The following is a 15,932-nucleotide window of genomic DNA, read 5'->3' as shown; positions in this document are numbered from 1 at the left end:
CGAGTATCGGACGTTATCGGATGGTGGGCGGGGCGCCGATCAGGGCGCGGCGGGGGCGGCGCTTGTTCGGCGCCGCCTACCTGCCTGAACTCTGTTGCCTCGTGTAGTGATTTCCAGGCTGTTGGCTCAGCCGGGTTCGCGGTGGTGGGGGTGTCGGGCTAGGTAGTACGTCTGGCCATTGATGGTCTTGAGGTCTGGGCGCAGGGCGGCGGGGTTGGCCAGGAACTCCTCGATCACCTCTTTGCGAGTGGGGAGGTTGTAGTGGTTCAGCACGTCGCTCACGCCTTCTGCGGTGGGTGTTATGCCGAACCGGTACACGTCCTGGTCGCCGTCCGCGCCGTGGGACATCAGGTACACGTGCGTGCTCTGTGTCGAGCTTGGTGGGTTCATGTCGTCAGCGGTCATGGGTTGATGCTGCGGCCCCACCGGTGATCGTGGGGCGCGACACACCCCGATGTCTAGCAGTCTCGCGTTAGCCGGCGGTGACGGCGTGCATGTGTTGGCCCTGGTGTCGAGCCGGGACGGGTCAGCGGCGGGCATGGTGTAGACGTTGATGGAGACGCGCGGCGATGTCCCGACCACCGCTCTGCGGTCGCCGGCCGAGATCGACGAGTCGATCGTTGCCACCAATGACGAGGTGCTGCGCTTCGTACCTGGTGGTGGGTGGTCACGCTGCGACGCGCCGGCGGCGTCGTGAATTGTTCGGTGTCGGCGGTGGCAGCGAGAATGGAGCCGTGACCGAAGACTACAGTTCGTACGCCGTTCAGAAGCCCCGTAAACGGACTGGCAGCGAGGAGATCGCCGACTTCACCATGCTGGTGCAAGTACCGGGGAAGCCCGAGGCATTGAGTGTCTTCACTGATGCTCAGGCCGAGGAAGCCAATCGCTATGCCGCTGAGGCCGGCGGCAGCGTGGTTCCGCTGCCGCTGGATCCACCCAGCGGCTATGTCGTCGACGCGGCCAGCGGAGTCCTCATTCCGCTGGTGGTCGTTGGGTCCGCTGATGTCGACGAATCCGAGCGTGCTGACACCGCGGGCGATTGAGCCGCGGCCACGGGGCTCAGCCTGGCCGCCGCATACTTAGTCCGCGGTGTTTTGGCTTGCCGGCTTGGGCCGCATACCTCGGATTGGATTACGTCCCAATCAATTCGGCCAGGGCGGCTAGGACGATCTGTGGATCTGGCGGCACTACTTGGGGCCGTTGACCGTTACGAGCGTCCCATTGCGGTACGGATGGTGAGGATCGGCGGGTGCAGCCTCGGGCAACATCAGCCGCCAGGCCCCGGCGCTAGCGTCACGATCGGCGGCAACAAAGGCGCCGCGCGCCTGGGGCCCGAACAGCTCTTCGGCCCCGCGGACGAGGTCAGTGCCGAACATGTCCGCGATATGGGCGACCGCAGCTGGATCCGAGGCCACCCTCTCGGCCCAGATCACAAACGCATTGTGGATATGCGCGGCCAACTGGTCGGGCATACGGGTGTCGAGCAGAATCGCAGCACCACCGGTGCCTGGCAGCGGCAGCGTCGACGGGTACACATCGCACAGCATCGCCCCGGCCATTGCGCGGGTGTGCAGACGATTCCAGGTGGTGCGATACACGATCTTCGGGAACAGCACCAGCGCCACCGCCCCTATCACCGCAATAACCAGCGAGTAGGGGAATGGGATCCCGCCGACGAGAAAGGCGACGATCGTCAAAGCCAGCAAGGCCACGAAGACGACCCCCATGATCATTGCGAAGATCCGATTCTCATCGGGGTGGGCCATCGACCGTTCGAAATCTTTGGCCGTGGCCAACGCGGGCAGCGGGCGTCGCCGCTGCAACGGGGTCCGCGCAGCACTGGCCCACGCCGCAGCCGGATCGCCCGGCCAGATCTGTCCCGGGGGCAAAGGGCCAAAGGATGCGGGTCGCGTCATGCGTCTTAGCGTAAGGGCCGGCCAGGCAGTGTCTGAGCGGCAAAATGACGCGTGGCCCGCCGATCCTCGCGCATACCTCGACTCAAGTGAACCCTTGAAACGGGCGAGCCATCAAGGTCGACCGATGCACAGCGCGGTGGCACATTCCTCCTCGGCCGTGTGACGCCAGTCCCGCGAACCCTTCGTGGCCGCCGACAGCCGGTCATACACCTCAGCGCAACACGTCCGGGAACGCCGTCACCATCCGGAGAACTCCGGCAGCTACGGCCGAGTGAATGTAATACGTTGGGCCACAACATATCTAGGGTATTAGTGTCAGACCACACGCATACAATAGGTAGTGAGCCCGGCCGCGACCGGGGCCGCAATGCGATGGGAGACAACGATAATGGGCTGGTGGAATACAACCGCAGAAGGTGACTCGTTCGCCGTAGACAGTGCACTGGTGTGGGGTGACGGCCCCGCCGACCTGATGGGAGATGCGCTCCAGAAGATCATTGAGGAGTTCGGTGAAGCATGGGACCGTCCGCCGACTATGGAAGAACTGACCGCCGGACTGCGATTCAGCGCCCCGGCGCTGTTGGCCGAGGCGCAAGAGACTGCAGGCGGATAGACACCCAATGCTGGCGTTCGGTGCGCCGGGGTGTGGCATCTAAGCCAATCAGCGCGAGATGCGTCCGGCGCACCGAACCCAGCCGGGGACCGGAACGAGGCCGTCTGACTTGTCGGAGGGCCCGACTACACTGAAACCCGTTGGTGCAACATATGCCAACCCCATCCGGCCCGTGCTTGCGAGCACCGGTCACCTAGCCCGAAAGGGGGTCACTTCCATGACCAACACCATTCCTGCACCGATGACCCACGGTGAAGTCCTCCTCTCGGCGCGCGTGCTGGACGGCGCGACCCGCGGTCTGAAGATCCGCTGGATGCAGGACATCGACGACCCAGCGGCCATCGCCCCCGTGCCGTCTCGCGGTGGAAACGTGATGCACGGCGTGCTTCGCAGGGTGGTGGATGCACCAGGGTCGGTACTCGACGCCCGCCCGGGCACCGACATTCGCGACCAGTTCGTGCACGTGTCAGCCACCTTCGAGCACTGGCTTCCAGTCTCAGCCGTGATGAACGGCGTGCACCAGTCGACTGTGTACATCGAGGCGTAGCCCACCGACCCGCCACGTGCTGCACCAGCGCGGCGGTGGTGGGTCGGACTTCAAGAAAAGGAACAGCCAATGTGTGAACCAGATTTCAGCCAATGGCTTGACGCATACGTCGACGAAAAGGAACTCGACCAAGACCACTATTTCGAGGTGGCAGGCACCCAGTGGCCGGTCAACATCATCCCCGTCGCTGCTGTCATTGAGGCCGCCAAAGCTGCCTCACCGCAAGACCAGAGCACCATCCGGGACACTCTCGTTCGCATCGATTTCCGCCACGCGGATCCGATGCATTACTTCGAATACCTAGCGAAGGGAATGGCCCTGTAGATCGCTGCACCCGGGCGCAGGGACACACGTGCGGGCCGGCAGCGGCCACAGGCCCCAGGGGCGGCGCGGTGTGGGCGAACCATTGAACACCGCAAGGCGATTCGACCGCCAAACCTTGTCGGTACCAATCGATACCATGGCGACTCGCGGCAACGGTCCCAACAACATCCGGTCGGGCGCGACAACCCGGCCACCACAGTCAGGAGGATGACCATGACCACGACTGCCGCACCTGATCTGGAGGCGATGTCGCGCAACTATCGACGCGCGCACACCCGCGGCGCCTACCGCGTGCGCTGCGATGCCTATGACCTGGCCATGCTGTACCTGAGTGCCGGGCACCCGGAACTGGTCACGCCCAAACGTATCCACGCGATGCTCAACGGCGGTCAATGCCTGTTTTCGGCCGTCCGGGGCGGGATCGCGGATGCCCGCCGCGACTACGTCACCGCGCAGCCCAGGGTCTGACTGGCGTTCAGTGCTGCGCGGCGGATCCGCCGATCCGGCCCACCAAATCGTTTGTCGAAGAAAGGAAACCTGTCCGATGTCACAAGACGACGGCGTTGATGTGAAAGCGTTCATAGCTCACACGGTCCAGCGATTGCGTTTCGAGATCGCTGAGAACGGGTGGACAACCGTAGCCGTGCTCCCCACCGCAGCGGACCCTGACGTGCGGTACGTCTACACGGTGGGACTGACCACGATCGGGCAGCCCGAGCTGGCGATCTACGGAGTGCCCGCCAGCGTGGCGAAGCAGCTCCTCGACACCCTGGCCCGACGCCTCATCGACCGTGGAGCTGGACCCGCACCCGGCGAACGCTTCCCCGAGGTTGTCGGCGGCGGGCTGGAACTGGCCGCAATGCCCATGACCGACAGCCGCGACCTACTCCTGGTCAACTGCCTCTATGCCCAGTGGAGCGCGGTGCAGATCGTGTGGCCCGACGCGGCGGGCAGGCTGCCCTGGGAACCAGGGTGCGCACTGAGCTCTGCTGCTCAACCCTTGCGTGGTACTGCTCCGGCGAAGACCTGACGCGCGTCGACGACTGCGGCCGGTCGGGCCCAGCTGCGCGATCGCCAACTTGTCGGTGGCTCTACCTACACTTCAACTCATCAGGCCGAATACGGCCGAACGCAACCGGACGGGCATGCGATGCCCGCGCCACCAAACGAAGGAGATCTGATCATGCATGCCAAGATGCTCGGTCCCGGGCGCCAGCCCTGCTGTGGAAAGTGCTGCGGCGAGCGCACCAAGGCCGGCAACAGCAAGCAGAAGCGCGCCCAGCGCCGTGCCGAACATCAGAAGTTCGAGGCCGAACTGGCGGCGGGCCAGTACTGATGGCCCGTTCCCGGCCGAGAACCAGCACCGGTTGCTGCACCCTCGGCTGATCCGGGCGGATCGCTGCCGGGCAAAACTGCCCCGATTTTCCCAGATTTGAGGGGGCCAGCCCTCGATACGGTAGTCGCGATGGCCAGTGCACGACCCGACCGAGGAAGTGCCCACCGGCCGCGGCCGCGCGGTGAACTGGTGCAGTAACCGATACAGCACTTAGGTGCAAATCAAGCTAAAAGGAGCAAAAACTGTAGCGAAAGCCGCTACGGCAAAGAGTAGGGTAAGCGTCATGAACAACGTGCAGGATCGGCCGCAGCCGCACCGTGGCTTCGGTGACGCGACGGTATGGCCGGCGGGATTCCTCCCGGAGGCGGACGTGATCGCGCCGGTGTCAGTGCCCAACGGCGCGCAGTATGTGCGCGTGGTCTACGTGGAAGCTGCCGCCGGCAACGGCCCCATGGGACCGTTCGGGTTCTATCCGGCGCAGCCCGCCGCCGCGCAGCCAGCCCAGGGATTGACGTCGCTGTGGCAGCGCTACCCACCGACGACCAAGGCGCTGTTCGCTCTTGGGGTGCTGATCGGGCTCATTCTCTTTCTGGCCTAACGCGCTCGACAGCGAACGTGCAGGCCGCGGCCGGGTGCGCGCACCGTCTTCTCCGGAGCCGCAACGCCGCGGTATTGGCCCAATTTTCGTGTCCGGCGGCCCCGTTTTGTCGCCGATACTGAGAACTCGATGTCTTGCACAAGGCATCGGTAGCAACTGGAGGTGTGATGGGCAGGGGACGGTTGCGTTGGTCGCTGGCCGCGATCGGCGCGGCGGCGATCGCCGCTGGTGTGTATGCGCCCGGTGTAGTGCAGCGTTCTACCGGCGGGCCCACCGCGGTGGCCGTCGCCGATGCTGGGCAGATCGGAGCGCTGCTTGACCAAGTCCAGGTGGTGCCCACCATCGCAGACGTTCCCGGATATGACCGGAGCTGCAAGAAGGGCCACCAATGCGTCTTCGGCCCAGCCTGGAACGACCCGGACAGTCGGACGGGTTGCGATACACGGCAAACGATGCTGCGTGAGGCGTTGACCGACGTGGTATTCAAGCCCGGGACGCGCAATTGCAAGGTTCTCTCAGGAACTCTGCAGTCCGATCCCTATACCGGCCAAACCATTCAGTACACCAACACGCAAGCCAGCGTGCTGCAGGTCGACCATCTGTATCCCCTTGCCAGGGCTTGGGATTCGGGGGCGTGGGCGTGGGATCTCAAGCAGCGGCAGCGTTTTGCCAACGACCACGACAACCTCCTTGTTGTGTCCGGTAAGGCTAATATGTCGAAATCCGATGGTGGACTGGATGAATGGCTTCCTGAGAACGTCGGTTTCGTTTGCACCTATATCGGCCGGGTCTTGGGCGTGGCAGTCAAATACGCGCTACCGATCACCCAGGCCGAAAAGGCTACCGCCACACGTTCGTGTCTGAATACGGCCTAGGCAGGCCGACAGTCGGCGGATCCATCAATCATGTTTCGTACCGCGACAGAATGGACGGGCCAGTGGCACGGGCTGAAGTCAGTGGTGTTGATCAAACACACTGTGCCCCTGAGGAAAAGCGCCCCAGGAGCGCTGCGATGAACGTCTCCACGATTCCCGAGGGACACACCACGATCGCGTGGACGACGGTGCGACTGCTGTGTCAGACGATTCTCGACCACGGCCCTGCCCCCTTGCCCGGTGAGGTAGCCAGCGCGCTGGCCGAACTGGTCCACCAAAGCGAACACCCGGAACCGGCACCGGGACTCGGCCTGCTCAAGGAACGTGTCCTGCCCCCAGGCGTCGGTTCACTGCTGAACATCATCGGTGGCGCGATGCGGCTGAGCAATTTGGTGGCCGAACGAACGCCAACACCCGGATCCGCGCAGCGCCTGGCCGACCTGGCCGACCTGTCCCGGTTTGTCCTCGCCGCCGGCGCGTGCAACGGACGGGCATCAACAGAACTACGAAGTGCCGTCCTCAGCGGCGTCCAGAAAGCGCTGAGGCAGCTCATGCAGGAGGTGCGATGACCCAGCTAGTGCTGCGGCGCGCAGTGTGGCGGCCCCTGCCGCCACACCGGCGCCGCTACTATCCGTGCATGGCCGCGGGCAACGCGCCCTGGCGTCGGCTGCGAGCGATCGCCGCCGACCAGTTCGGGCTGTTCACCGCTGCACAAGCCCGAAACCTGGGTGTGACCTCGGCGGCACTGCACCGCGGCGCCCAGAAAGGCGAATTGTGGCGGGCCCATGACGGCGTCTACGCGTTCACCGACGCGGCCGCCGACAAGCACCCCTACGAGGACTGGGCAGCGCAGTGGCTGGCACTGCGCCCCGCGGCCGACATCGCAGTGCGACGGGCCGATCCGGATTCTGTGCTCAGCCACGAAACAGCGGCAGTGATCCGCGAGCTGGGCACCGTGGTCAGTGCCGGTATGCACCTGAGTGCCCCGCGGCGCGTCTCGGTGCGCTCCTCGACCGTGCACACCTACGTGCGCGCTATCGGGCAGCGAGGCGTGGATTGGGACCTTGTTGACGGGCTGCCAGTGAGCACCGCGCCCCGCATCATTGCCGACCTTGCTCTCGCGGGAATCGATGGATCACACCTGGGAACGGTGATCGCCGACGCGGTAGCACAGAACCTGGTAACCAGGGAACAAGTCGGATACCTGCTGAACCCATATGCCGACCGATACGGCGCGCGCAACGGCACCGAGCTGGCGATCCTGTTCGCCGAGGCCGCCGGCCGCCGGCTCGGATAGCACCATGTGTCGCTCGGCAGACCAGCCAGGTGGACCCCGGCGGTGCCCGTCGGACGCGCGCGACAACTACGAACGCGCACGCTCCGAGCGTGACCGCCTGGCCGCGCGGGCCGGCGAACTCACCTCACAACTGGACGCCAACCGCACCTACAGCTCAGCGCGGGCCTTTCGCAGTGCACTCAACGATCGGATCCGCCTCGCCTCGCAACAGAGCGGGCTGCAGCACAACGACATCGCGAGACGCTTTGTCCTGCAACAATTCCTGTCACGGGTTTTCGCTGACGAGCGACCGGGTTGGATGCTGACAGGCGGCACCGCTCTGCAAATCCGCTCGCCAGAGGCACGCTCAACGACAGACGTCGACATCGCCGCAGGAATAGAGGCACGAGACCTACTTGCGGTCCTGACCGAAGCCACCGAACGCCGCGGCGGCGAGCACGGCGAATTCGATATCACCTTGAATCCTGCCCTGGGCCCGGGAACGTTCACCGGCACCATCGTCTACGGGCTCGAAGGGCGACGGTTCGCCGCCGCGAAAATCGACATCGCCACCGGACACTACATCCCCTTTCCGGCCGAACCGCTCACCGCGGCCCCAGTGGTCGACATCGACGACGTCCACCCGCTGCCGGCCGTCCCGGTGTACCCCGTGGCCGCGCACCTCGCCGACAAAGTCGCGGCAATGTACGAAATCCACGGGAACGGAAACGTCGCGTCCAGTCGACCACACGACCTGGCCGACATCGTCATCCTGGCCCGGTGCACTGCAGTCGACGCCGGGGAACTGCGCCGCGCGCTCGACCTGCAACAACAGCGGCGCGGGGTGACGATTCCACGGCACCTCGTACTGCCTGATGCGAGCTGGCACCAGGCCTACCCGCCACGGGTGAAGGGCACCCCGCTGCCGGCCGAGCTTCACACCGCCAATGGTGCGCTCGCAGAAGCCAACCGATTCCTTGGTCCGGTGCTGTTCGGAACGGTAGACCATCACCGCTGGGACCCAGATCGCCAAACCTGGGCCGCCCGCGACGACAAGGACCGAGTGCGCGGGACTCATCGTGGATCCGCACAGTGATTGCACGGGAATCGGTGGCGAAACCCGCCGCACGGTGCCTGGCCTGCGGGGGAGAATTGCAGGCGAATCGAAATCAGGATGCGAAGCAATTATGAACGGTCAAAAACGCCAGTAGCAGTAAGGCTTCGCGAACTGCCCACGATGCTGGTACCGGTGGCGAGAGGAAGAGCGAACGATGAACGGTGATGTCCTAGTCCTTTCGACGTTTCAGCAGGTGCGGTTCTGGGGACCGCTGGCCTACCTGACCCCGCCCGTCCTGCTGTTCCATGTGCCGCTCGCCGCGACGGTCCTGGTTGTGGCTTCGTATACGCTACGCCGCCGGCGAGGCGGCCTGTCGGAGCGGCAGAGGCTGCAGCATCTGCTACTCGGTCTTGGTGTGGCGGTGGCCATCGTCGCGGTGGGTATGCGGATGTTCCCTGGGCCGATATTGCCGTTTCTTCTCAGCGCGCCAGGTGAAGCGGCCGGCGGCAATGACGCGTCAGCTGCGGACTGGATCATCAACCTTGTTGGCCCGCTTGGCATCATGCTCGCCGCCGTCGGCGCCCACGCGATCGCCGTATGGGGTGTTGGACGGGATCTCGCCGGCCGACAAACCAAGCATTCCACGCCGAATTCGTAACTGATTCAGGTGAATAGGCAAACTTTCCAGGCGAAGGAGGCCGCACATGTTCGGCAAGAAGGCGGTAAAGCGTGATGTCCCTGGGCCGGCACGCGAATCCGCTTCAAGCTCTGTTTCCGAGCTGGAATCAGCTGCAAGTTCCATGGAGTGGAGTCGCCGTGGAAACCAACCCCAAGCAGCGCAGCAGTTGTGGGGCCGGTGTTGAAGATAGACCTGGCCAAACGAAATCAGGGAGGAGAACTGGTATGAGGGTCTCGCTGGATGTCGAGCGGGCGCGGCAGATCGCGGAGGCACTTCTTGCGGATGCGGTGCCCCGCCGGTGGTCTCACACCATCGGGGTGGCCACTACCGCCGCTGAGTTGGCCAAAGTGCTTGCGCCGGAGTCTGCTGATGAGATCGTCTGCGCGGCTTGGCTGCACGACATCGGATATGCGCCATGCCTGATCGACACCCGATTTCATCCCATCGATGGCGCCGCCTATCTAGCCGCTTATGTGGGGATGAGTGGAGGCATTCCAGCGGAGGTAGTAGGCCTCGTCGCGCATCACACCGGCGCGGCGTTCGAGGCTCAGGAAAGAGGCCTCCAGCATCTGCTGGCTGAGTACGCAGTGCCCGAGGCCGCCAAGTTGGCCATCTTGAGTTGTGCGGATCTGTGCACTGGGCCAGACGGTTCATCGGTGAATCCCGGCGATCGTCTCATCGAGGTGCTCACGCGATACCCGGCTGACCATCCGGTTCATCGAGCCATCACCAAGTCGGCGCCTTTGCTTGTGGCTCATGCCCGCCGGGTCCTCGCTGCAGCCGAGGCGGCCCGCAACGCGGAGCAACGCCAGGGCGCGCCGGCCGAGCGGCTGGCTTCGTGGATATCGGCCGACCACGGCGACATTTTCTCCGAGGAGGAGATTCGCAATCTCGAACGCAAGGTCGCGGTCGGCCAACTGGGTAGGGAAGCGGCCCAAGGAGTCTGGGCATTCGGGACCGGAGACAACGGGCGGTTCAACAGCGCTCGCGGAGTGCGATGAGCGCTTCGAAGATCGAGAGGACCGAGGTTGCGTGGAATCCGGCAACTGGTTGTGACCTGATCTCTCCTGGGTGCGATCGACTCGGATGAAGGTAGAACGAGGCGAACTGTTTCGGTACGAGGTGCGCGCACTTGCTGCCTTGCCCTGGCCCGCCGGGCTGGGCAAGGACGAGATTCCTGGGCTTCGCCGCGCAATGAGGGACCTCCTCAAAGCCGAATGTGACAACCCGGCCGCTCACGAACGGGCGTTCGCGACTGACGCGCGCTACCGGGCGGTCGTAGATCAATGGCTAAGTCAAGCCAGCTGGAGCCCCTCGGTCGTCGAAGTGGTTTCTGGCGCGACAGCTTTCGCGCACGGAGTCGGGTGTCTTGGTCAGGCGGTCGAGGAAGGCGACTGGATTGACAGTGCAAGAACGCATTGCGACGACCACGATATTCCTCATGGGGCTCGATGGGATGGTGGCCGGTTCGTCGCCGGCGACTACCTGCTGTTCCCGATCACTGTTTGTGATGAAGCCAAGGGTATTGACGATGGTCGGCACCGACTGACCTACTTGCGGCTCAGGGAGCGGGACGGTTCGGGGCCGAGCGAGATTCTTGTCAAGGTGTCCCTATGAATCCAGTCAAATTGCGCGACAAGGAGAGTCGGATGGAGGTGCCGCTATCTCATGTGACCAGAGTGCCTGCGCTGGCCGCAATGGATCCGTGTCACGACTTGCTGGCGTCGCGGGCAATGCGTGCAGTGCCGATGAACGCGTCGTCCCGGCGATCGCACTGCGGCGGGTGAGAGGAAGGAACACGATGGCCCACAAGGTGATCCATGCTTTCGTGTCGTGCGCGCTACTGCTCCCGGCATCGGCCGGAGTGGCCGCTGCCTCCGGGCCAGCGGCGTGTCCTGCGGGCGGAACTCAACTCGCTGGGGGTGCATGCGCGAAGTGTCCGGACGGAATGGTCACCACCGTCTGGCCTGACCGCACCGGCATCGACTGTGACTATCGCTCAGCGCGGCCACCGACAAGTTCCCCGCTGTCAAATGTCGTGTGGCAGTAAGACGACCTGTTGCCCCAGATAGACACCAGCGAAAGCCTGGGTGATTGGCAACGACTATTCCAGGAACTCTGGGCCCGATACAGAACTGGTACACGAGATGACCGGGCGCCCGTCTGGCTGCGAAGTAGCCAGGGGCTATTGCGATTCCAACTCGGCGGTGACGTCGCCGCGGTCGAACGGGTCTTTAGAGTGGTCGTAGGTGTCGCGGCATTGGCCGTAGAGGTCGATGCTGGCGTGTCCTACTGGGGGCGGGTAGGCCTCGACCACATGTACGTATGCGTCCACGTCGTTCTTCGTCAACGTTGCGCTGCTGTGTGAGTGGGAGTCGGGATCGCCCTGCCATCCGTGCTGTAGCAGTGCGGTAATGAGCGTCGCAGGGTCCAGTGGCGCGGACCGGGCCGCTCCGGGCATCCAGAAGATCATCACAAGCTTGCCTCTGAACGGGCCCTTGTTGTCGTCGGTGCAGGATTCGTAGGTGAACGTCGTTCTGGTCAGGTTGTCCCGCAACTTCAGATCCCGGACCAACTCTTTGCCGGCATACATCACTTGCGCCCGTGCCTGCTTCGGTGACATTGGATCTGTCACCCCGTCACCACATCCGACCGTCACCCCGGCCAACAGCAATGCCCCGATCGCGTGTCTCCAGCGCGTACCCAATGCTCATGCTCCTCCCTGCGTTCCTGATGACGGTGACGATCCTGAGCGCGCCGTTCCGCGCTTTACCGGGTGATCCCGGCCGGCCACCTCGACAGTAGATCTCCGTGACCAGACGTATCGAGCACCGCTTCGGTAGGTGCGAGCGGCACTGCTCCCGAACCGGTCAATTCTGTCCCAGGAAGTGTAGCGATAACCGATACACTGTGCGGGTGGTCGAACAGCGAAATGGCGACATCGAAGCGCCTGGCGCGCGTGCACGTCCGATTACCGGCCCGCGCGCGAAGCCGGTGCCGGAGCCGCAGCGATCGCAACTGCTTGCCGCAGCTGCGGCCGCCGAAGGTGCTCAGATTGCCCTGCGGCGAGCGGTTCGCCGCGCCAAAGATGCAGGCGGTTCGATCCGCGAGATCGCCGCGCTGTTATCGAAATCCACCAACACGATTGACCGCTGGCTAGACCAGGAGGGACCCAATGACGACGGCCCGTAATGTGTACCTGGTGCGCCCTTGGGACTATCCCGCTGTTGACCTGCCCGAAAGGGTGACCCCGAAGTGGGTCGGCGAGGTCACGGCCAGTCAGGTCGGTGATGCCTACATCGCCGCACACTTAGTGCCGGCCCGCCAGGACAAGCAATACAAAGCTGCGTGGCGGACATTTTGGCGCGCACTGAGCTTCAATGATCGGCGCCGCCGGCGAATTGTGGCAACGCTGGCTGGCTGGCGCGACGAGGCGGAGACCGAGCTGGCCTCTGGGGACTTATCCGAAGAGCAGAGCAGGTTGCTGCGCAAATTCCGCAGCAACGTCAACGGAGCGCTGGATCGCATCGATCGCGAAAGCGGCGAGGCTCTGGCGTGGGCTGGAGTGGAATTCGCAAAGTACCCGCCCGAGATGCGCGCGATGCTCGAAACGCTAGTGGTAGCACTCGACGAGTTCCGGCAGGGGCGACTGCGCGCTGACGAGGTGGTCGCTGCCCTGGCTGTTGTCGATCTGGATCCACGTGATCGCTCCGTCGAGATTCCCGACGCGACGCGCCAATGGGTCCGCCGCGAGATCGCCAAAGTGGCCGGTGCCTAGGCCGCCCGACACGCGGGCGGCCGAGTAGGCGCCATCGGTGAATGCCGCCGGGGCCGGGTCTGGCTGTTGGCCCCACCGGCCGCGGTAGCGGCACGCGCTTGCCGTGGCGTCCGGGCCATGGCGATGAGAACAATGTGGGTCGCGACACGCCGGGGGAGCGACGAATCGGTATGCGCCGACCGCGATAACTGCGCTCGGGTCTGTGGCGCCACTAGAATCCCTTGGTATGGCCGGTCATAACGATCGACAGCGGACATATCGCCCCGACGACGCCGAATACACGGCAGCGAGCGCCGAGCTGCGTCAACGCAACATTTCGTTGACTCGGTATCTGCGAGCGGCGCTGCGCTGGGTGGCAGCTGACCCAGAACGTGCCCTCGATGTCCTGGAACCGATGCTGCCGCCGGAGAGGGCCTTGGGCCGGCCATCAGAGGATCGCCGCCGTAGTGCGGCGGCTGCCCGCGGAACCTGAAGTCACTCGCTGGCAGCCTCACCGCGATCGGCGAAAATGAGCCGTTTTTCCCAGGAATCGTCCGGTACGGAATCGATAGCCTCGATGTGTGAATTCCAACGTCAACGCGGCATCGGAGCACTAGATGTGCTTATCCAGCACCGAACCCGGCGGACCGCGGCGATGCTCATCGGATGCCCGGACGGCCTATCAGCGCGCTTCGAGCAGCGTCGCAGAACTCGTACGAGCTGAAACCCAACTCGAGGCGGGTCTGGAACCTGCCGGCGGGGCGTCCGATGCCTACAGCACGCTGCCCGGGGGCGCGGGTGGAAGCAGTAGCGGGTGGTTCGACGACGAGTGGAGTGTGGAACGCGACCAGGTCCACGACGCCTACCAACGGGCCAGCGTAGACGACGGATACCGAGGGCAATACCGCGACGCGGTCATCGAAGCCGGCGCCGAAGTGGCCTACAAAGTCGAGCTCAGCCACCCCTTGCCGCCCGAGGGCGCCGAGGACCAAACCTGGGACGCGGTCCTGCAGGCGCGAGCTCTGGCATACCGCGACACGCTGGCCGAAATCAGGTCATTCGGAACTGCAGAGTTGGCAACCCAACCCGGGAGCTACCGCGAGGGTGTCGAGATGGCACGCCAGCAGAGCGGTTACTTCCCCGACGAGTGGGTCCAGGCAACCAATCGGCCGCCGTATAAACCGTTGATCATCAAGGAAGACAGCAACGTGGGCGGCATTTCGTCGTGCTACCGCCCCGCGACACAAGCTCCCATGCTGACGATGCCGCTAATGGCGAGAGAGGCCGGCGAGCTCACCGACGGACTGACCACCGCGCCCGAGCCCTACCCGCACGTGCAACTCAGTCAGGGCTGGGCGATGCCACTCGTCGAAGACACCCCAGAATTACGGGCCCGGCTGGCGACCTATCGGCGCCGGCGGCCCAACGTGGGAACCGTGGCCAGCGATCGGCCGGGCTTCGTCTACGTCGGCCAGGACATCGCATCTGGGCCCGTGGGGCCCTACGCGTCACTTGACCGCGCTCATCGAGATCCGGCGGTGATGCTGCACGAACTCAGCCACCGCATGGCCGAGCACAATCATGCTGTCACCTTGGCGACGGAAACCTTCTTGCAGGGCCGTGTCGTCGGTCAACGCCGCAAGCGGTATGTGATCGGAGGCGACACTTGGTACCGAGACGGAGGATTCGCCGACGTTGCCGTCGGCATCGACTACCCCGACCACAGCCGCAACAACGTCTTGAGCATGGGGATGGAAGCGCTGTTCCATCGAAAATACGGGGGTCTGGAAGGCGCCGCAGGACACAATCCCGATACCCAACACCGCAACCTCATCCTGGGCCTACTGGCCTTCAGCCCGGGCGATCCCCGAGGGGCCACGTGAACCCACCGGGATACTTCTGCTCCGATGACGAGAGTCGCCAAGTCGGACGACGCTACGCCCCAGCAGATTTCAGCTCCATGGTGTACACGACGAAGAAGAAAGGTGTGGCAATGTCAGACATCACCACCTGTCACGAACGCGAGATCGAACTATGCATCGCCCGGGCCGAAGAACAGGCCGAAGACGAGCCCCACTCTGCGAACGCTGAGAACCCGTAGATGCGCCGCCCGCGGAAAGCGGCCCGTGGTGAGGGAATCGGCGTGCCAGAAGAGAATCCCGGGCCCATCGTCGCCGCGCCGACCGAGTACGGAGGACCGGTGCCGGCCGCCACGCTGGCTGCAGCAGTCCCCAGGGATGGTGCAGACAGCTGGTGGGGGCTGCCCGAGCACGGCCGGCGGAGGGAAGCCGCCCGCCAGGGCATGGAAGATGCAACCACGCGTTCGCAGAGCGCCGATCCACTGCGACTGCGCGTCGGTGAGGTCTATGACTCAGGCATCCGCCGCTGGCCGGGACAGGAGTTGGTCCTGACCACCGACGGGTGCGTTGTCCTCATCAACCCACTCGATCTGACACCGGAAAAGATCTCCGAGTTCGCGACTGCCGACGCACATTTCGCCTGGATCGATGCCCGCTACAACGGCATACTGTGCTGCCGATTCGGCAGCGCGCCATGGGAATTCCTCCCGTTCAACCCACACCGGGACACCCCACACGGGAAGACCCCAGGAATGCCCGCAGTCGAGCCGCGACATCGCCTTGCGATTCCTGTCGGACTCATCAGCGGGGGAGAAGCACCCGTTCTGGCCATTCGGATGGTCGCATTGCCAGAGCATTTCGTCAGCGCCGTACGGGCAACGGTAAAACGACTCGCCGCGCAATCATTCGATGCTGACGCCACGGTCAATGAGTCCAACTACCTCTACATGGACTTCAGAGGTGAGCGGCTCGTTCAGCGCGCGGGAGTCCGGGCAGTGTCGCGCTCAGGTGGTGCGAATCCCGGCTGATTCCGACAAGCGGCGTGCACTCGTCGTGGCACGAGCTGGCCAAATCCCCGCGCGTGGAACAGGCGCC

Annotated in this window: 23 protein-coding genes and 1 pseudogene; 21 read left to right on the top strand and 3 right to left on the bottom strand. The window is 64.4% G+C overall.

What is annotated here, in order from left to right:
• Positions 1-126: 126 nt before the first annotated feature.
• On the bottom strand, positions 127-405 hold the full coding sequence (locus G6N44_RS27925; RefSeq protein ID WP_088304730.1) for a hypothetical protein: 279 nt from the start codon (positions 403-405) through the stop codon (positions 127-129).
• 148 nt (positions 406-553) lie between these two features.
• Here G6N44_RS27925 and G6N44_RS27920 point away from each other — a divergent pair, with 148 nt between their 5' ends.
• Positions 554-697 carry a hypothetical protein gene (locus G6N44_RS27920; RefSeq protein WP_157923419.1) on the top strand — a complete coding sequence of 48 codons (144 nt, stop codon included), beginning with the start codon at positions 554-556 and terminating at the stop codon, positions 695-697.
• Positions 698-734: 37 nt separating this feature from the next.
• The gene (locus G6N44_RS27915) at positions 735-1,043 is read left to right on the top strand and encodes a hypothetical protein (RefSeq protein ID WP_163670541.1); all 309 of its coding nucleotides are present in this window, start codon (positions 735-737) and stop codon (positions 1,041-1,043) included.
• Between the two features lie 144 nt (positions 1,044-1,187).
• On the opposite strand, the gene G6N44_RS27910 is transcribed toward G6N44_RS27915, so the two are convergent.
• Positions 1,188-1,916 carry a cytochrome C oxidase subunit IV family protein gene (locus tag G6N44_RS27910; protein ID WP_133062534.1) on the bottom strand — a complete coding sequence of 243 codons (729 nt, stop codon included), beginning with the start codon at positions 1,914-1,916 and terminating at the stop codon, positions 1,188-1,190.
• 388 nt (positions 1,917-2,304) lie between these two features.
• Between G6N44_RS27910 and G6N44_RS27905 the strand changes: the two genes are divergently transcribed.
• The 14 genes and pseudogenes from G6N44_RS27905 to G6N44_RS27845 all read left to right on the top strand — a co-directional run bounded on the left by G6N44_RS27905 (position 2,305) and on the right by G6N44_RS27845 (position 10,838).
• Positions 2,305-2,529, top strand: coding sequence for a hypothetical protein (locus G6N44_RS27905; RefSeq protein ID WP_088304732.1), 225 nt, complete (start codon positions 2,305-2,307; stop codon positions 2,527-2,529).
• A 217-nt stretch (positions 2,530-2,746) separates the two neighbouring features.
• On the top strand, positions 2,747-3,076 hold the full coding sequence (locus tag G6N44_RS27900) for a hypothetical protein (protein WP_088304733.1): 330 nt from the start codon (positions 2,747-2,749) through the stop codon (positions 3,074-3,076).
• 69 nt (positions 3,077-3,145) lie between these two features.
• Positions 3,146-3,400 carry a hypothetical protein gene (locus G6N44_RS27895; protein ID WP_163670539.1) on the top strand — a complete coding sequence of 85 codons (255 nt, stop codon included), beginning with the start codon at positions 3,146-3,148 and terminating at the stop codon, positions 3,398-3,400.
• 213 nt (positions 3,401-3,613) lie between these two features.
• Positions 3,614-3,868, top strand: coding sequence for a hypothetical protein (locus G6N44_RS27890; protein ID WP_133062535.1), 255 nt, complete (start codon positions 3,614-3,616; stop codon positions 3,866-3,868).
• A gap of 76 nt (positions 3,869-3,944) precedes the next feature.
• Positions 3,945-4,430 (top strand): DUF4262 domain-containing protein, encoded by a 486-nt coding sequence (locus G6N44_RS27885; protein ID WP_157923420.1) that lies wholly within the window; start codon positions 3,945-3,947, stop codon positions 4,428-4,430.
• Positions 4,431-4,583: 153 nt separating this feature from the next.
• The gene (locus tag G6N44_RS29150; RefSeq protein ID WP_170309466.1) at positions 4,584-4,736 is read left to right on the top strand and encodes a hypothetical protein; all 153 of its coding nucleotides are present in this window, start codon (positions 4,584-4,586) and stop codon (positions 4,734-4,736) included.
• A 283-nt stretch (positions 4,737-5,019) separates the two neighbouring features.
• Entirely contained in the window at positions 5,020-5,334 is a 315-nt protein-coding gene (locus G6N44_RS27880; protein ID WP_088304738.1) for a hypothetical protein, read from the top strand.
• 167 nt (positions 5,335-5,501) lie between these two features.
• Positions 5,502-6,209, top strand: a complete 708-nt coding sequence (locus tag G6N44_RS27875; protein ID WP_088304739.1) for an HNH endonuclease family protein — start codon at positions 5,502-5,504, stop codon at positions 6,207-6,209.
• 137 nt (positions 6,210-6,346) lie between these two features.
• On the top strand, positions 6,347-6,778 hold the full coding sequence (locus tag G6N44_RS27870) for a hypothetical protein (protein WP_163670537.1): 432 nt from the start codon (positions 6,347-6,349) through the stop codon (positions 6,776-6,778).
• Positions 6,775-7,506, top strand: coding sequence for a type IV toxin-antitoxin system AbiEi family antitoxin domain-containing protein (locus G6N44_RS27865; protein ID WP_235683162.1), 732 nt, complete (start codon positions 6,775-6,777; stop codon positions 7,504-7,506). Before G6N44_RS27870 ends, G6N44_RS27865 begins: the two co-directional genes overlap by 4 nt.
• 4 nt (positions 7,507-7,510) lie before the next feature.
• Positions 7,511-8,581 (top strand): nucleotidyl transferase AbiEii/AbiGii toxin family protein, encoded by a 1,071-nt coding sequence (locus G6N44_RS27860; RefSeq protein WP_163670535.1) that lies wholly within the window; start codon positions 7,511-7,513, stop codon positions 8,579-8,581.
• 175 nt (positions 8,582-8,756) lie between these two features.
• Positions 8,757-9,200, top strand: coding sequence for a hypothetical protein (locus tag G6N44_RS27855; RefSeq protein WP_163670533.1), 444 nt, complete (start codon positions 8,757-8,759; stop codon positions 9,198-9,200).
• 245 nt (positions 9,201-9,445) lie between these two features.
• A pseudogene (locus G6N44_RS29650) lies at positions 9,446-9,991 on the top strand (HD domain-containing protein); the annotation flags it as partial.
• 316 nt (positions 9,992-10,307) lie between these two features.
• Positions 10,308-10,838 carry a hypothetical protein gene (locus tag G6N44_RS27845; RefSeq protein WP_064915165.1) on the top strand — a complete coding sequence of 177 codons (531 nt, stop codon included), beginning with the start codon at positions 10,308-10,310 and terminating at the stop codon, positions 10,836-10,838.
• A 568-nt stretch (positions 10,839-11,406) separates the two neighbouring features.
• On the opposite strand, the gene G6N44_RS27840 is transcribed toward G6N44_RS27845, so the two are convergent.
• Positions 11,407-11,856: a lipoprotein LppJ family protein gene (locus G6N44_RS27840; protein WP_163670529.1), complete on the bottom strand. Its 450-nt coding sequence runs from the start codon at positions 11,854-11,856 to the stop codon at positions 11,407-11,409.
• A gap of 281 nt (positions 11,857-12,137) precedes the next feature.
• On the opposite strand from G6N44_RS27840, the gene G6N44_RS27835 reads away from it, so the two are divergent.
• The 5 genes from G6N44_RS27835 (at position 12,138) to G6N44_RS27815 (ending at position 15,865) form a co-directional block, all read left to right on the top strand.
• The gene (locus G6N44_RS27835) at positions 12,138-12,413 is read left to right on the top strand and encodes a helix-turn-helix domain-containing protein (protein ID WP_235683161.1); all 276 of its coding nucleotides are present in this window, start codon (positions 12,138-12,140) and stop codon (positions 12,411-12,413) included.
• Positions 12,397-12,999, top strand: coding sequence for a hypothetical protein (locus G6N44_RS27830; RefSeq protein ID WP_163670527.1), 603 nt, complete (start codon positions 12,397-12,399; stop codon positions 12,997-12,999). Before G6N44_RS27835 ends, G6N44_RS27830 begins: the two co-directional genes overlap by 17 nt.
• A 226-nt stretch (positions 13,000-13,225) precedes the next feature.
• The gene (locus G6N44_RS27825) at positions 13,226-13,471 is read left to right on the top strand and encodes a hypothetical protein (RefSeq protein WP_163670525.1); all 246 of its coding nucleotides are present in this window, start codon (positions 13,226-13,228) and stop codon (positions 13,469-13,471) included.
• A gap of 124 nt (positions 13,472-13,595) precedes the next feature.
• Positions 13,596-14,861: a hypothetical protein gene (locus G6N44_RS27820; protein ID WP_163670523.1), complete on the top strand. Its 1,266-nt coding sequence runs from the start codon at positions 13,596-13,598 to the stop codon at positions 14,859-14,861.
• Positions 14,862-15,121: 260 nt separating this feature from the next.
• Complete coding sequence (locus tag G6N44_RS27815; protein ID WP_163670521.1) at positions 15,122-15,865, top strand: hypothetical protein; 744 nt, start codon at positions 15,122-15,124, stop codon at positions 15,863-15,865.
• The last annotated feature ends 67 nt before the right edge of the window (positions 15,866-15,932 follow it).

Source organism: Mycolicibacterium alvei, from assembly GCF_010727325.1.
In the GTDB taxonomy this organism is placed as follows: Bacteria; Actinomycetota; Actinomycetes; order Mycobacteriales; family Mycobacteriaceae; genus Mycobacterium; species Mycobacterium alvei.
Note: the sequence above shows the minus strand (reverse complement) of the source record. Positions and strands in the feature narration are given on the sequence as shown.

Coding starts and splice junctions, on each gene's coding strand:
- G6N44_RS27925 (WP_088304730.1), bottom strand. CDS start 405: ATGACCGCTGACGACATGAACCCACCAAGCTCGACACAGAGCACGCAC.
- G6N44_RS27920 (WP_157923419.1), top strand. CDS start 554: ATGGAGACGCGCGGCGATGTCCCGACCACCGCTCTGCGGTCGCCGGCC.
- G6N44_RS27910 (WP_133062534.1), bottom strand. CDS start 1,916: ATGACGCGACCCGCATCCTTTGGCCCTTTGCCCCCGGGACAGATCTGG.
- G6N44_RS27905 (WP_088304732.1), top strand. CDS start 2,305: ATGGGCTGGTGGAATACAACCGCAGAAGGTGACTCGTTCGCCGTAGAC.
- G6N44_RS27900 (WP_088304733.1), top strand. CDS start 2,747: ATGACCAACACCATTCCTGCACCGATGACCCACGGTGAAGTCCTCCTC.
- G6N44_RS27895 (WP_163670539.1), top strand. CDS start 3,146: ATGTGTGAACCAGATTTCAGCCAATGGCTTGACGCATACGTCGACGAA.
- G6N44_RS27890 (WP_133062535.1), top strand. CDS start 3,614: ATGACCACGACTGCCGCACCTGATCTGGAGGCGATGTCGCGCAACTAT.
- G6N44_RS27885 (WP_157923420.1), top strand. CDS start 3,945: ATGTCACAAGACGACGGCGTTGATGTGAAAGCGTTCATAGCTCACACG.
- G6N44_RS29150 (WP_170309466.1), top strand. CDS start 4,584: ATGCATGCCAAGATGCTCGGTCCCGGGCGCCAGCCCTGCTGTGGAAAG.
- G6N44_RS27880 (WP_088304738.1), top strand. CDS start 5,020: ATGAACAACGTGCAGGATCGGCCGCAGCCGCACCGTGGCTTCGGTGAC.
- G6N44_RS27875 (WP_088304739.1), top strand. CDS start 5,502: ATGGGCAGGGGACGGTTGCGTTGGTCGCTGGCCGCGATCGGCGCGGCG.
- G6N44_RS27870 (WP_163670537.1), top strand. CDS start 6,347: ATGAACGTCTCCACGATTCCCGAGGGACACACCACGATCGCGTGGACG.
- G6N44_RS27865 (WP_235683162.1), top strand. CDS start 6,775: ATGACCCAGCTAGTGCTGCGGCGCGCAGTGTGGCGGCCCCTGCCGCCA.
- G6N44_RS27860 (WP_163670535.1), top strand. CDS start 7,511: ATGTGTCGCTCGGCAGACCAGCCAGGTGGACCCCGGCGGTGCCCGTCG.
- G6N44_RS27855 (WP_163670533.1), top strand. CDS start 8,757: ATGAACGGTGATGTCCTAGTCCTTTCGACGTTTCAGCAGGTGCGGTTC.
- G6N44_RS27845 (WP_064915165.1), top strand. CDS start 10,308: ATGAAGGTAGAACGAGGCGAACTGTTTCGGTACGAGGTGCGCGCACTT.
- G6N44_RS27830 (WP_163670527.1), top strand. CDS start 12,397: ATGACGACGGCCCGTAATGTGTACCTGGTGCGCCCTTGGGACTATCCC.
- G6N44_RS27825 (WP_163670525.1), top strand. CDS start 13,226: ATGGCCGGTCATAACGATCGACAGCGGACATATCGCCCCGACGACGCC.
- G6N44_RS27820 (WP_163670523.1), top strand. CDS start 13,596: ATGTGCTTATCCAGCACCGAACCCGGCGGACCGCGGCGATGCTCATCG.